General features: G+C 72.3%; 13 protein-coding genes and 1 tRNA gene. 9 read left to right on the top strand and 5 right to left on the bottom strand.

The window, feature by feature from the left end:
- Positions 1-159 precede the first annotated feature (159 nt).
- Positions 160-2,496, top strand: a complete 2,337-nt coding sequence (locus DK389_RS09190) for a TonB-dependent siderophore receptor (RefSeq protein ID WP_109889017.1) — start codon at positions 160-162, stop codon at positions 2,494-2,496.
- Between the two features lie 10 nt (positions 2,497-2,506).
- The gene (locus DK389_RS09185; RefSeq protein WP_109889015.1) at positions 2,507-4,198 is read left to right on the top strand and encodes a PepSY-associated TM helix domain-containing protein; all 1,692 of its coding nucleotides are present in this window, start codon (positions 2,507-2,509) and stop codon (positions 4,196-4,198) included.
- Here DK389_RS09185 and DK389_RS09180 read toward each other — a convergent pair.
- Positions 4,132-5,520 (bottom strand): aminotransferase-like domain-containing protein, encoded by a 1,389-nt coding sequence (locus DK389_RS09180; RefSeq protein WP_109889013.1) that lies wholly within the window; start codon positions 5,518-5,520, stop codon positions 4,132-4,134. The two genes, DK389_RS09185 and DK389_RS09180, sit on opposite strands and share 67 nt — an antisense overlap.
- A 197-nt stretch (positions 5,521-5,717) precedes the next feature.
- On the opposite strand from DK389_RS09180, the gene DK389_RS09175 reads away from it, so the two are divergent.
- The 5 genes from DK389_RS09175 (at position 5,718) to DK389_RS09160 (ending at position 8,930) form a co-directional block, all read left to right on the top strand.
- On the top strand, positions 5,718-6,113 hold the full coding sequence (locus tag DK389_RS09175) for a DUF983 domain-containing protein (protein WP_109896193.1): 396 nt from the start codon (positions 5,718-5,720) through the stop codon (positions 6,111-6,113).
- A 113-nt stretch (positions 6,114-6,226) separates the two neighbouring features.
- Entirely contained in the window at positions 6,227-6,361 is a 135-nt protein-coding gene (locus tag DK389_RS34950; protein ID WP_257791937.1) for a hypothetical protein, read from the top strand.
- 81 nt (positions 6,362-6,442) lie between these two features.
- Positions 6,443-7,606, top strand: a complete 1,164-nt coding sequence (locus DK389_RS09170; protein WP_109889011.1) for an acyl-CoA dehydrogenase family protein — start codon at positions 6,443-6,445, stop codon at positions 7,604-7,606.
- Complete coding sequence (locus DK389_RS09165; protein ID WP_109889009.1) at positions 7,606-8,343, top strand: PIG-L deacetylase family protein; 738 nt, start codon at positions 7,606-7,608, stop codon at positions 8,341-8,343. Before DK389_RS09170 ends, DK389_RS09165 begins: the two co-directional genes overlap by 1 nt.
- Positions 8,340-8,930 (top strand): SAM-dependent methyltransferase, encoded by a 591-nt coding sequence (locus DK389_RS09160; RefSeq protein ID WP_109889007.1) that lies wholly within the window; start codon positions 8,340-8,342, stop codon positions 8,928-8,930. The genes DK389_RS09165 and DK389_RS09160 overlap by 4 nt, the downstream gene beginning before the upstream one ends.
- Here DK389_RS09160 and DK389_RS09155 read toward each other — a convergent pair.
- Complete coding sequence (locus DK389_RS09155) at positions 8,839-9,996, bottom strand: glycosyltransferase family 2 protein (RefSeq protein WP_109889005.1); 1,158 nt, start codon at positions 9,994-9,996, stop codon at positions 8,839-8,841. The two genes, DK389_RS09160 and DK389_RS09155, sit on opposite strands and share 92 nt — an antisense overlap.
- Before the next feature lie 478 nt (positions 9,997-10,474).
- On the opposite strand from DK389_RS09155, the gene DK389_RS09150 reads away from it, so the two are divergent.
- Positions 10,475-10,693, top strand: a complete 219-nt coding sequence (locus DK389_RS09150) for a DUF6894 family protein (protein ID WP_109889003.1) — start codon at positions 10,475-10,477, stop codon at positions 10,691-10,693.
- Between the two features lie 192 nt (positions 10,694-10,885).
- On the opposite strand, the gene DK389_RS09145 is transcribed toward DK389_RS09150, so the two are convergent.
- Positions 10,886-10,962: transfer RNA gene (locus DK389_RS09145), tRNA-Pro, on the bottom strand.
- A gap of 98 nt (positions 10,963-11,060) precedes the next feature.
- Positions 11,061-11,804, bottom strand: coding sequence for a 4'-phosphopantetheinyl transferase family protein (locus tag DK389_RS09140; RefSeq protein WP_236960756.1), 744 nt, complete (start codon positions 11,802-11,804; stop codon positions 11,061-11,063).
- 163 nt (positions 11,805-11,967) lie between these two features.
- On the opposite strand from DK389_RS09140, the gene DK389_RS09135 reads away from it, so the two are divergent.
- On the top strand, positions 11,968-13,278 hold the full coding sequence (locus DK389_RS09135) for an MFS transporter (protein ID WP_109889001.1): 1,311 nt from the start codon (positions 11,968-11,970) through the stop codon (positions 13,276-13,278).
- Positions 13,279-13,283: 5 nt separating this feature from the next.
- On the opposite strand, the gene DK389_RS09130 is transcribed toward DK389_RS09135, so the two are convergent.
- On the bottom strand, positions 13,284-13,511 hold the full coding sequence (locus tag DK389_RS09130; protein WP_109888999.1) for a hypothetical protein: 228 nt from the start codon (positions 13,509-13,511) through the stop codon (positions 13,284-13,286).
- Positions 13,512-13,679 lie beyond the last annotated feature (168 nt).

The raw sequence follows: 13,679 nt of genomic DNA, 5'->3' as shown, positions 1-13,679 counted from the left end.
GGCCTAATCCTATCTAGACCAATTCCAAAGCAGTTTAGACGTATTCCATAAGATAACGCTTGGCATATTTTATTCGACCGCTATCAACGCAAGCACATCGCGAGTCTTGCCGCTATCGGCAGAAATATTATGCGATGCGTTTGTGTTGAGGATCGCGAGATGGGTCGGTACAGGCAGGATAGCGCACGGCGCGAGATCAGGCAGTCTTTGCAGGGATCGCTGGCTATTCTGTTGCTCTCGACGACCTGTAGCGTCGTGCCGAGCGCCGTCTCGGCGCAGGTTGCCGCGACGGACGTCGAGCTGGCCGAACTGAACGTCACGGGTCTGGGGGGCGCCCGGAGCCTCGGCGAGGGCCTCTACGGGCCGGGCGGAGCGACCGGTCCGGTGCCCGGCTACTTGGCCAGCCGCAGCACGGTCGGCACCAAGACCGACACCCCGATCCTGGAGACGGCGCAGTCGGTCTCGGTGATCGGCCGCCAGCAGATCGAGGATCAGAACGCCCTCACCATCAACCAGGCCCTGCGCTACACGCCGAGCGTCACCACCGAGCAGCGCGGCGGCGCCGGCTCGACCCGGCTGGAGCAGTTCTACATCCGCGGCTTCACCGCACCGCTCTTCCTCGACGGCCTCGCCCTGCCCGGAAGCCGCGACGCGTTCCCGACCGTCGATCCGTTCCGCCTCGAGCGCGTCGACATCATCAAGGGGCCGGCCTCGGTGCTCTACGGGCAGTCGGGCCCGGGCGGCATCGTCAACCTCGTCTCCAAGGTTCCGCAATTCGTCCGCCACGGCGAGATCTTCATCCAGGGCGGCGGCTTCAGCGAGGTGCGCGGCGGCTTCGACGTCGGTGGGCCGATCCCATCCGACGGCGGGCCTCTAGCCGACCAGTTCGCCTACCGCATCATCGGCCTCGGCTGGAACGGCGACGGGCCGGCCGAGACGACGCGGGTGGAGCGCGCCTTCATCAACCCGAGCCTGACTTGGCGGCCCTCGACCGACACGCAGCTCACCATCATCGGCAATTACCAGCGCGACCCGTTCTCCGGCTTCTACGGCGGCTTCCCGGCGGTGGGCACCGTGTTTCCGCGCAACTTCGGCAACGGCGTGATCGGGCGCCTGCCGGCCGACTTCTACGACGGCGACCGCAATTTCGAGCGCTCGGACCGGACGCAGGGCTCGATCAGCTACCTGTTCGACCACCGCATCAACGAGCACCTGCGCTTCCACTCGGCGGCCCGCTACCTGTACACGCAGGGCGATTATCGCAGCGTCTTCACGGCCTTCAACGACTCGAACGGGCCCTTCACGAGCGGCCCTCTGATCGCCCGCTCCCGCGGCGGCACCAACGTCCAGATCGACGCCTTCACGATCGACAACAATTTCGTCGCCAATTTCGACACCGGCATCTTCGCCCACACCGCGCTCCTCGGCGTCGATCACCGAAGCTTTGAGACGAGGACGCTCTCCGGCCCGTTCCCGGCCGCGCCGCCGCTGAACGCGCTCGCGCCGGACTACAACATGAACATCCCGTTCCCGGCCTTCACCGCGGACGCGCGCATCACCGCCGAGCAGACCGGCGTCTACTTCCAGGACCAGGTGAAGTTCGACCGGCTGGTGCTGACGCTCGGCGGCCGCTACGACATCGCCCGCCAGTTCGGCCCGACCCGGACGCTGGCCACAGGCGCCGTCGCCAACCAGGACGTGCCCGCCGACGCCTTCACCGGCCGGGCGAGCCTGCTCTATCTCTTCGACAGCGGCGTCGCGCCCTACGTCTCCTACAGCGAGGCGTTCGAGCCCATCGTCAACGGGCGCATCTTCGACCCGGCCTTCGGCACGGCCGGGCGCATCCCGACTCCGATCTCCAGCAACCAGTACGAGGCCGGCATCAAGTACCAGCCGCCCGGCACTGACATCCTGCTCACCACCGCCTTCTTCGACATCCGGCGCTCGAACGCCACGAACACCGACCCGGTCAATCCCGGCTTCGTCGTGCAGGCCGGCGAGGTCGGCGTGCAGGGCGTCGAGTTCGAGGCGCGGGCGAACGTGGCGACGGGCCTCACGCTCATCGGCGGCTTCTCGCTCCTCGACATCCGCAACACCCAGGACATCGGCACCACCCTGAACGACCTGACGGGCCGGCAGGTGCCGCTCCTCGGGCGCCGGCCGGTGCAGGTGCCGGACCAGACCGCCTCGCTGTTCGTCGATTACCGCTTCACGGAAGGCCCGCTCATCGGGCTGGGCCTCGGCGGCGGCGTGCGCTATCTCGGCCCCTCCTGGGGCGACCCGGCCAACACCTTCAAGGTTCCGGAGAGCGTGCTCGTCGACGCGGTCGTCTCCTACGACCTGAAGCATCTCGACGCGACGCTGCAAGGCTTCACCATGCAGATTAACGCCCAGAACCTCCTCGACGAGCGCTACGTGACCGGCTGCTTCGCCTATTCCGGCTGCTATCTCGGGCTGCCGCGCACGGTCTACGCGACCCTGCGCTACCGCTGGTAGGAAGCGGCCGATGCGCAAGGGCTTCCGCCAGTCGATGGCGTGGCTGCACGCCTGGTCCGGCCTCGTGGTCGGCTGGGTGCTGTTCGCGGTCTTCGTCACGGGGACCGCGAGCTACTACCGCACCGAGATCTCGGCCTGGATGCGGCCGGAACTGCGCCGCGACGCGGCGTTCGCGCCCGAGGCGATGGCGGCGGCTGAGCGCGGCGTCGCGCATCTGCGGATCCATGCGGGCGAGGCGCGGGCCTGGTTCATCGGCCTGCCGACCACCGAGCGGCCGCTGATCGAGCTGTTCTGGCGGACGGGGCCGGGCCGGCCGCCGGGCCACGTCCTGCTCGACCCCGAGACCGGCGCGCCCTCGGGCGTCCGCGACACGCGGGGCGGCGACTTCCTCTACCGCTTCCACTTCGAGCTCAACATGCCCCCGCTCTGGGGCCGCTGGATCGTCGGCCTCTGCGCCATGATCATGCTGGTGGCGCTCGTCTCCGGCATCGTCACGCACCGGCGCATCTTCGCGGATTTCTTCACCTTCCGGCGGGACAAATCGGCCCAGCGCGGCTGGCTCGACGCGCACAACGTCACCGGCGTGCTGGCGCTGCCCTTCCACCTGATGATCACCTACACCGGCGTCGTCACGCTGATGCTGATGTACGTGCCCTGGGGCGTGAACACGGCCTACAAGGGCGATGCGCAACGCTTCTTCGCCGAGTCCGGCCAGATCACGGCGCCGCGCCAGCCCACCGGCCGGCCCGGCACCCTCGCCCCCGTCGGGCCGATGGTGCTGCGGGCGATGGAGACGGTCCCCGAACCGCTGGAGCGCCTCTCTGTCGTCAACCCGAAGGACGCCAACGCCTCGGTGGTGGCCGTGTTCGAGGAGCCGCACGGCCTCTCGCACGAGCATCCCCAGGTCGCCTTCGACGGCACCACGGGCGAGGTCGTGGAGATCCGCGCCGGCGGCCTGAAGCCCGCCTCGAAGACCTTCACGGCGATGGTGGGCCTGCACGAGGCGCATTTCGCGGGCGCGATCCTGCGGTTGCTGTTCTTCCTGTGCGGACTCGCCGGCTGCGCGATGGTGGCGACGGGGCTCGTGCTCTGGACGGTCGCGCGCGCGCCGAAGACCGGCGCGCGGCCCGGCCTCGGCCTCCGGCTCGTCCAGGGCCTCAACGTCGCGACCGTGGCCGGCCTGCCGGCAGCGGTCGCCGCCTACTTCCTGGCGAACCGCCTCCTGCCGGTCGGGCTCGCGGAGCGGGGGGCCTGGGAGGTCTGGGCCTTCTTCGCCGTCTGGCTCCTCGTCGGCCTCGTCGCCCCTTTCCGGCCGCAAAAGCGGGCGTGGCCCGAGATGCTGAGCGCGGCTGCGATCCTGTACGCGGCCGTCTGCGCCGCGGATGTGGTGCGCATCGTGCGCGAGGGACCCGCACCGGTCGAGACGCTTTTCCTGGCCTTCGACGCCAGCATGCTCGCCCTTTCCGCGCTCCTGCTCGTCGCCGCGCGCAAGGCCGCGCTCTACGACGGGTTGCCTCGGCGCAAGGAGGCGCGCCGCGCCGCGGCCGGGGCGGGACCGCTTCGCGGTGCAGGAGCCCGGAGAGTGAGCGGGTTCGACGGGTCGGAGCAGGCCGTCCCGTCGAACCCGTATCCCGGTCAGACGATGGTGGAGATCGCGCCGGGCGGGTGTGCCAGGAGGTTCGCCAGCAGGCTGAGGCCGTAGCGCAGCGCCTCGCCGTCCGGCGCGGCCCCCAGGGAGACACGGATCGCCTCCGGCGCCGGACCGACCGAGAAGGCGTCGCTGAGGACCACGGACACCCCGAGCTGCCGCGCATGCGCGCCGAACTCCCCACGCCGCCACGGTGCGGGCAGCCGGAGCCAGAGGTGCTGCCCGGCCGGATGGGCCAGGACATCGAGATCGCCCAGCATCTCCCGCGCGATGTCCTGCCGCCGTCCGTTCTCCCGGCGGATTGCCCCGACGACGTCGTCGAGGTCCCCCGCGCGGATCCAATCGGATGCGAGCGCGGCCGCGAGCGGCGAGGCCATCAAACTGATGGCGCGCAACTCCGCCGCGAGCCGGACCGCCTCGTTGGTTCCCGGCGCCGCGACGTAGGCGATGCGCAGGCCGGGACTGGCGCATTTCGACAGGGTTGCGATGTGCCACGTGATCTCGCCGGCGAGCGCCGCCAGGGGGCGCGGCGCGTCGAGGGGGAGCGCGCCGTAGGCATCATCCTCGATGATCGCGACTTGATGGGAGCGCGCGATCTCGACGATCTCGGCGCGCCGGGCGGGCGGCAGCGTCGCGGTCGTCGGGTTGTCGAGCGTCGGCACGACGTACAGGGCGCGGGGCCGGTGGGCACGGCAGGCGTCGAGCAGGGCCTCCGGGACGAGGCCCTCGGCGTCGGACGCAACCGGCACCAGCCGCGCGCCCCGGCGCTCGGCCGCCATGCGCAGGCCCGGATAGGTCAGGGCGGGGACGCAGAGGGCGTCACCGGGCTTCAGCGTGACGGAGAGGATCGCGGCCAGCGCCGCCTGCGCACCCGCCCCCACGAGGACGCGCTGGACCGGCACGGGACCGAGCCGCCGCCCCAGCCATTCCGCGGCCGCGGCCCGGTCGGGCATGGTCCCGGCACTGTCCTGATACTGCATCCGGTCGAGGAAGCCTCGGGCGCCGGTGAGGCGCGCCAGGGCCTCCTCCATCCGCTCCGCGAGCCGCGCCTCCACCGGCTGCGGCGGCATGTTCATGCTGAAATCGACGCTGCCCGACCTCTCCGCCGCGCCCGGATTCCGGGGCGCGGGGGCGGGGCCGCGAACGAAGCTGCCACGGCCTACCGCGGCATCGATCAATCCGGCCCGGCGCGCCTCGTTGAAGGCGCGGGTCACCGTCGTCAGATCGACGTCGAGGAGCTTGGCCAAGGTCCGTTGCGGGGGCAGGCGCGTACCCGGGGCGAGCCGCCCGCTGCGGATGTCGCCGGCCAGCGCCCTCACGATGGCCCGGTATTTCGGCCCGGCCTCCGCCGTGATTGTAGGCACCCAGGATTCCATCGTTGACCCCTGGCAATCCGTCAATGTATGCATACATTGCGCTCGAAAGCAGCCAAAGGCCGCTTTTAGAAGCGGCGACCAGAGAGCTGCTTCAGCGCCTGCACCGCAGATTGTATGGATGTTTAAAACATACATTGATGCGATGCAAGGAGGCCCGCCATCGGGCGGTGCGTTTCCGGGTCGGAGGATAGGGGATGATGCAGAGATCGACGGATCAGTCGCTGATGTCGGTGGGCCTCCGCTGCCGCTGCCCGCGCTGCGGGGAGGGGCGCCTGTTCGACGGGTTCATCACCCTGAAGCCCCGCTGCGAGGCGTGCGGGCTCGATTACGGCTTCGCCGACCCGGCCGACGGGCCCGCCTTCTTCATCATGATGACGATGGCCTTCCCGGTCACCGCCTTTGGGATCTGGCTGGAGCTGACCTACGATCCACCGCTCTGGATCCACGCGGTGATCACGCTGCCACTGCTGCTCCTCGCCTGCGTGCCGATCATCCGGCCGCTGAAGGGGCTCTTCATCGCGAGCCAGTACATCAACAAGGCCGAGGAGGGACGTTTCGCCGTCCCGAGTGCCCGACCGGACAGGCGGGCCTGACCGGGGCCGCGCCCCGGCTTTCCGTCTGACCCGATGTCGCCCTCGGGGCGCGCCCGGGCCGAACCTGGCGCGGTCTCACGCGTTGCGTGTCCGAGTTCTGTTGGAGATGGACGATGGACGCCAAGTGGATGACGCTGCCGGAGATCGCTCTGGAGCGTCGCATCACGCTGCGGGAGGCCGAGGAACTGGTCGCGCAGCGGAAATGCCCGACGGTCTTCAAGACCGACACCACGCTCTACCTCATCTGACGTGAAACGGATCATGTTGCATCTGGCGCCCGCCCGGCCCGGCCGCGGCGGGCTTCGTCCTGTCTGAGCCCGGGAGGCGGCATGCACGGCACGTGGCCGGATCTCACGGAATCGGACGGGACGGCCCGCTCGATCGTCGCGGCGGCACGGCAGGCGGCGGCAGCGGCGGCGGACCGCGCACCCGCGACGGATCGCGACGACGGCTTCCCGGTGGACGATGTCGCGAATCTCGGGCGTCTCGGCCTGCTCGCCGCACCTCTGCCGCGCGCGTCGGGCGGCGTCGGCCTCGGCGAGGCCGAGGCGGCCGCGACCCTGCTGGAGGTGCTGCGCCTCGTCGGCTACGGCAGCCTCGCGCTCGGGCGGATCTACGAGGGGCACGTCAACGCGCTGCAACTCGTCCTGCGCTACGGCACGGCGGACCAGCACGCGCGCCTGTTCGCGGACAGCCGCAACGGCCACCTGTTCGGCGTCTGGAACACGGAAAGCCGCGAGGGCCTCGCCCTCGTCCAGACGGCGGACGGCCGCGCCCTGCGCGGCGGCAAGACCTTCGCCTCGGGCGCCGGCTTCGTGAGCCGCGCCCTCGTCACCGCCTGCCCGGCGCCGGGCGAGCCGCCGCTGATGCTCGTCGTCGCCCTCGACGGGGCGGGGCGCGCCGATCTCTCGGCCTGGCGCGCGCACGGGATGCGGGCCTCGGCGACCGGCACGGTCGACCTGACCGGATTGCCGGTCGCGCAGGCCGACATCCTCGGCGGCCCGGACGATTACCACGCCGAGCCGCATTTCTCCGGCGGCGCCTGGCGCTTCGCGGCCGTGCAGCTCGGCGGGATCGAGGCGGTGCTCGACGCGTGGCGAAATCACCTGCGCCGGACCGGCCGGGGCGAGGATCCCCACCAACTCGCCCGCCTCGGCGCGGGCGCGGGCGCCGCCGAGACGGCGCGGCTCTGGGTCGCCCGGGCCGCGGAGCGCGTCGCGGCGGGGGCGGAGGAGCCGGCACGCACCGTCGCCTACGTCAATCTCGCCCGGCTCGCCGTCGAGCGGGCGGGACTCGACGTGCTGGAGATGGCGCAGCGCTCGGTCGGGCTGCAGGGCTTCCTGCGCGACCACCCGCTGGAGCGGTTGGGGCGGGATCTCGCCACCTACCTTAGGCAGCCCGCGCCCGACCGGGCCCTGACGCTCGCGGCCCGCCACGTGCTCGACGAATCCCGCCCCGCGGGCGATCTCTGGGCCGCGGGGCCCGGCACCTGATGCGGGCCGACGCCTTCCTCGCGGCGGCCGAAGCCCTGCCGTTCGGCCGCTTCGACGATCTCGCGGGTGCCGGCGGCCTCGTCGTCGTGGCGCCCCATCCCGACGACGAGAGCCTCGGCTGCGGCGGCCTCATCGCGGAGGCGCGCGCCGCGGGGCGCGCCCTGCGGCTCATCGTGGTGAGCGACGGCGCCGGGTCCCATCCGAATTCGCGGGCCTACCCCCCGGAAAGTCTCACCGCCCTGCGGGAGCGCGAGACGGTCGAGGCCGCGTCCATCCTGAGGCTCGGACCCGAGCACATCACCTTCCTGCGCCTGCCGGACGGGGCCGTGCCATCCTCCGGTCCCGACGCGGAGAATGCCGCGAGGGCGATCGCCGGGGTGGCGGCGTCGTGTGCGGCGGGCGGGATCGTGGTGACGTGGCGGCACGATCCGCATTGCGACCACGCGGCCTCGGCGGCCATCGTCGCGCTGGCGCGCCCGCTCTGCCCCGGTCTGCGCGTCCACGCCTACCCGGTCTGGGGTTGGTCCCTGCCGCCGGACACCGAGATCGCGGACGAGCCCCGGGGCCTGCGCCTCGACGTCTCCGCCCATCGCGCCGCGAAGGAGCGGGCGATCCGGGCGCATGGCTCGCAGGTGACCGACCTGATCGACGACGATCCGGAGGGGTTCCGATTGCCGCCCGAGATGATTGCCCGCTTCCTGGGCTCCCACGAGATCTTCCTGGAGGTCGCGGCGTGAGCCGCCGCACCGCGTCCCTGCCGCCCGCCTATTTCGAGGCGCTCTACGCGGCCGATCCGGACCCCTGGCGCTTCGCGACGAGCGATTACGAGCGGGATAAATATGCCGCCACCCTCGCCGCACTGCCGCGGCCCCGCTACGCAAGCGCGCTCGAAATCGGCTGCTCGATCGGCGTCCTCACGCGCTCCCTCGGCGAACGCTGCGAGGCGCTGCTCGCCGTCGACGTGGCCCCGAGCGCCCTTGAGGCGGCTCGTGCCGCCTGCGCCGGGCAGCCCCACATCCACGTCGCGCGGTGCCGCGTGCCGGACGAGTGGCCCGACGGCACCTTCGACCTGATCCTCCTCTCGGAGGTGGTCTACTACCTCGATCGGGCGGACCTCGCCGCCTTGGTCGAGCGGGTGCGCGCTGCTCTGGCGCCGGGCGGCGACCTCCTCCTCGTGCACTGGACGGGCGAGACGGACTATCCGCTGACCGGAGACGAGGCGGCCGAGAGCGTCATCCGGTGCTCGGCTGGGTTTGCGCGGGTGCAGCATCAGGAACGGGCGGAGCGATACCGGCTGGACCTGCTGCGGCGCGCAAGCGGCTGACGAGGCGCAGGCCGGCCAGCACGGTGCGGGCGAGGGCGATGTGGCGCGCCAGCGCGTGCGGCCGCAGAGGCCGGGCGGCGAGGCGCGGACTCGCCGCTTCGAACGCGGCCCGGACCTGCCCGAAGCAGGGCAGCGCCGCGATCCGTCCCGCCTCCTCGGGCCGGATGCCCATCGCCTCGGCCCAGCGCCCGATCGAGCCCAGGCGTCCCCCGGCGTGGAGGCGGCGCAGGCGACGGCGCAGGGCGAGGCGCAGGAGGGCGCGCGGCACGGCTTCGAGGCGGTCGTCGCAAGGGGAATCCGGCGCGGCGCAGCGCAGGCGCATCGTGTCGGCAGCGCCTCCCGGTGCGCGTCCGTCGAGACGCCCCGAGGTTTCCACGACGATTCCGGGATCGTGCCGCACCCGGAAGTCCCGCGCCTGCAGGGCCGCGACGAGGGCCCGGTCCTCGCCAAGGGCCAGCGGCGGCAGGCCGCCGACCTGCCGATAGGCCGAGAGCCGCACCGCCAGCGTCGCGCCGGATTCCGTCGCGTGCCGCGGCCAGGGATCGTGCGGCTCCGGGTCGAGCCGCGCCGCGATCTCGGTGAGCAGGGCCTCGTAGGCGCCTTCGAGCCGGCCGCGGGCGTGCAGGCAATCGGGCAGGGCGGCGGCCTCCGCCGGATCGAGGGCGATGCACCCGGCCACCGCGTCGGCCCCGGCCTCGATCCCGTCGCAGCACCGGGCCACCCAGTCCGGGCCGACCCGGCTGTCGGCGTCGGTGGTGAGGATCACGCCTTCACCCTCGCCCTCGGACTCGAGCCACGACGCGGCGGCCTCCATCGCCGCGCGCCGGGCCGAGCCGGCCGTCGCCTGGGCGAGGTCCCGCCGGATCACCCGGAGCGGGAAGGGGAGGGCCGGGCGCAGCGCCTCGACGAGCCTGTCGGTTCCGTCGCGGCAATTGTTGAGGAACAGGAGAACCCCGTAGCCGCCGGCCGTGATCCCCGTCTGGACCGCGAGGGCCTGCAGGCAGGAACCGATCCGCTCGACCTCGTCGCGCGCCGGGATGGCGACGACCGCGCGCAAATTCGTCATCGGATCAGGCGAGGCCCGGCCGTGCGGCGCGAGCGCGAGGGCCGCACGCCGTCGGGTGGGCAGCCGAGGGGCAAGAATACCATCTGTGATTGCTGGTTTCGCTGACACAACCGCGAGGCAACGGAGCACCCCCGGACGATGTTCCCATCCCGGCCGTGCGGCCAAACGGCCGGCAGCGAAAGGGGGGCGCGCCCTTGGACGGGGCGCGCCCGGAGTTGGTTCGCGGTCTCGGGATACGAACTGCGGCTGCCGTAGCGTGACGCGCCGTCATGATCAGTAGCGGCGCGGCCACAGCCGGACGCCGCCGCCTGTCACGCAACCGTCACGGTGCACGCGCGGGCATCGTGTCCTGAGCGCCGCGTGGCGGGTGTGGGCCGCGAGGGTATCCCCGCCCGCCGCCAGGGGCCGGCCTGTTAAGTTTCCGTTAACCTTTGCGGCCCACCAATTGCCCTGGGTGCTTCGCGGCGGATCGGGCAACATGGCTCAGCGCTTCCACTTCGACCTGACGGACGGCTTTCGCACCCTGCACGACAGGGCCGGAACCCTGGCCCCGGACGTCGATCGTGCCCTGGTCCAGGCCCTGATGGCGATCAAGGAATTGCGCGAGAGCGGCGAGCTCGCGACCCTCGGCGACGGCTGGCAGATGATCGTGCGCGACACGAGCGGCACCGTGCGGCAGGTCTTCCTGATCCAATGAGGCGCCGACAGCCGCGGGCATGAGCCTAGTCTCCCGCCGCTCGATCCGCGACCCGAACGGCACCTGCGCGATCCCGAGGCGCCGGATGCGACCCATCCCGACACGACCCGGAAGAGAGAAGGGATTTCCCTTCACCGGCGCGGCATGACCGGCCGCCGATGGGTGCGAGGATGAGGTGAGAGGCGGGAATTTTGGTCGGAGTGGCAGGATTTGAACCTGCGACCCCCACGTCCCGAACGTGGTGCGCTACCAGACTGCGCTACACTCCGAAGGCCGGCGTCTCCGCCAGCGAGCGGGCTTATAGCCGGGGCTCTCCCGGGCCGCAAGCAAATCATTGCCGAGCCTGCACCCGATCACGGGGACGCCGTCAGAGGAGTCGATGCGGCCAGCCGGACGGCAGGGCCCGCAGGTCGAGCATGGCCCCGGCGCCCGCGAGCGCGGCGGCGCCGACCGTGCCGCCGCCGGGCTCGAGATGATGGAGCGACCACGCCTCCGCCGCTCCCGGCTCGCCCGCGAGGCGCAGCAGGGAAGCGGGCGCGGGCGGCAGCGAGACGCTGAAGCGCGCGAGCGGCATGGCGAGCCCGGTGCCAACGGCCTTCACGAAGGCCTCCTTGCGGGTCCAGCAGGCCATGAAGGCGGGCATCAGGTCGGAGGCGGGCAGGGCGGCGAGGGCGGCGACTTCGTCGGGGGCGAAGGTGGTCCGCGCTACACGGCCCGCATCCGGCATCGGGCGCAGGGCCTCGACATCGACGCCGATCCAGCCGCGCGGCGACAGCCCCACGAGCGCCCGCGCGCCCGAGTGGGAGAGGTTGAAATCGAGCCCCGGCCCATCCGCGAGCGCCGGCTTGCCGCCGGGCAGCGCCGTGAAGGCGAGGTCGGCGGGGGCGCGTCCGCAGGCCCGGCCGAGGATCAGGCGCAGAGCCCCATGGCTCGCGACGTAGCGGTCCCGGTCGACCGGCCGCAGGAAGCGGGCCGCCCGCGCCCGCTCCTCCCCGGACAGGATCCCGGCGCAGGCCGCGAGCGCCGCGTCCGACAGGGCGAGATCGACGCACCAGACGGTGGCTGCGCGGAGCGGGCCCGGCTCGGCCGTGATCCAGTCTCCGCCGCTCACGCGCGGTTCCGGCGGCCGCGCGCGCCGTGCCTCATGGCCCGCGGCCTCGGGATCGGGGCATCATGCCGGCGCGGCGTCGGGGGAACGGCATGCGGTGGCTCGGGGAGGGGCGGGGCGCGAGGATCGGCGAACACGCCGCTGCCCGCAAGCGCCGGGGCGCGGCATGAGCGGCGGCACGGCCGCGCGCCCGTCCGGCGCGAAGCTCCGGCTGCCGACACTGCGGGACCGCGGCGCCCGCTACGGCGTGTTCTTCGCCACCTACCTCTACCAGGGGCTCGTGGCGGGCTTCTCCCTGACGGCGCTCGCCAACCATCTCGCCGGGCTCGGCGTGCCCGCCTCCGAGGTCGGCCTCCACTTCGCCGTCGCGGGCCTGCCCTGGACGCTGCAGCCGATCCTGTGGGGGCCGCTGGTCGATCGGGCGATCCGCGCCCGCATGGGCCGGCGCCGGGTCTGGAGCGTCGTCGCGATCCTCGGCGGCCAGGCCTCCCTCGCGGCCCTGCTGCTCCTGCCGGGGCCGGAGGCGCTCGGGGCCCTCGGGATGGTCTTCCTCGTGCACAGCCTGTTCGCGGCGCTCCTCGACACCGCCTGCGACCGTCTCGTCATGGACCACGTGCCCGAGGCGGAGCTCGGCCGGATGAGCGCCTGCACCCGCGGCGGCTTCGTCGTCGGCACGAGCCTCGGCGCCGCCCTGTTCGGCTGGATGCTCGCGGCCCACGGCTTCCCCGCGAGCGTGCGCCTGCTCCTCGTCCTCAGCCTCTGCGCGGCCCTGCCGGCGCTGCTGGTGCGCGAGGTGCCCGGCGACGCGTTCCTGTCGTTCGCCCGGAAGGCGGCCAAGGCGGGCGCGGGGCCCATCCCGCTCCGCCGCTTCCTCCGGCGTCTCGGCCTCGGGCTCGCCCGGAGGCGGGCGCTGCGGCTCCTCGGCTTGTGCTTCGCCTTGGACGGCGCGCTCGCCCTGTTCGAGCTGCGCTTCGGCATCGATCTGGTGCAGGGATACGGCTGGGATGCGGCCGCGCTGTCGCGCCTGCAGGCGGCGCTTGCCCTGGTCGGCGGGACGCTCGGCGCCCTCGCCATCGGCCTGTGGTCGGACCGGGCAGGCCCGCTGCGGGCTCTGCGCAGCCTCTGCCTCGCGAGCGCTGCCGCCTTCCTCCTCGCCGGTGCCCTGATCGCGGCGGGGCTCGCGGGGCCGGCGGGACCGGTCATCCTCGGGCTGACCAACGTGCTGCCCGGCCTGCTCGTCGTCGCCCTGGTGCCGGCCTTGATGCGGGCGAGCCGGGGGCGCGTCGGCGCGGCGACGGAGTTCGAGGTCTACATGGCGACGATGAATCTCGGATCCGTCGCGGGCGCAGCCACCTCAGGCTTCCTCGCGCCGGTGCTGCCGCTCGCCGCCGTGGCGGGCTTCTGCGCCGTCGTGCTGGGGGGATGCGCCCTGCTCGCGGGGCGGCCGCACCTGATCCTGCGGCAGCGGCCCGGCTGAGAGCCTCAGGCCGCCGTCTTTCTCCCGCCCTGCGCCGGTGATCTCCGGCCCGGATCGCGTACGAGGCAGAGGGCGAGATAGGCGAGTTCGGCTGCGGCGACGCCTGCGTAGAACAGGGCGAGCCCCGTGTACCAGGGCAGGCTGTGGCGCAGGGTTGCGACGGCCGCGATCACGGCGACGACGAAGGCCAGGAGGATCAGGGCCGCGAGGGGCCGTGCAGAGGGCTGCAGCATTCCCAATGCTTGGATCGCCACGTTTCCGATGCGACCGAGCATAGCGCGCCACAGGGGCGGAACGTAGACGCCCAGGGTTGCAAATCCGCAGGTTTTGCCGGTTCTGTCCTATTCAGTACAACTTCTGATAAGTTCAGGTCCCGGCGTGGCGAATGCATCACGCCTGCA

Source organism: Methylobacterium durans, from assembly GCF_003173715.1.
Classification (GTDB): Bacteria; Pseudomonadota; Alphaproteobacteria; order Rhizobiales; family Beijerinckiaceae; genus Methylobacterium; species Methylobacterium durans.
Note: the sequence above shows the minus strand (reverse complement) of the source record. Positions and strands in the feature narration are given on the sequence as shown.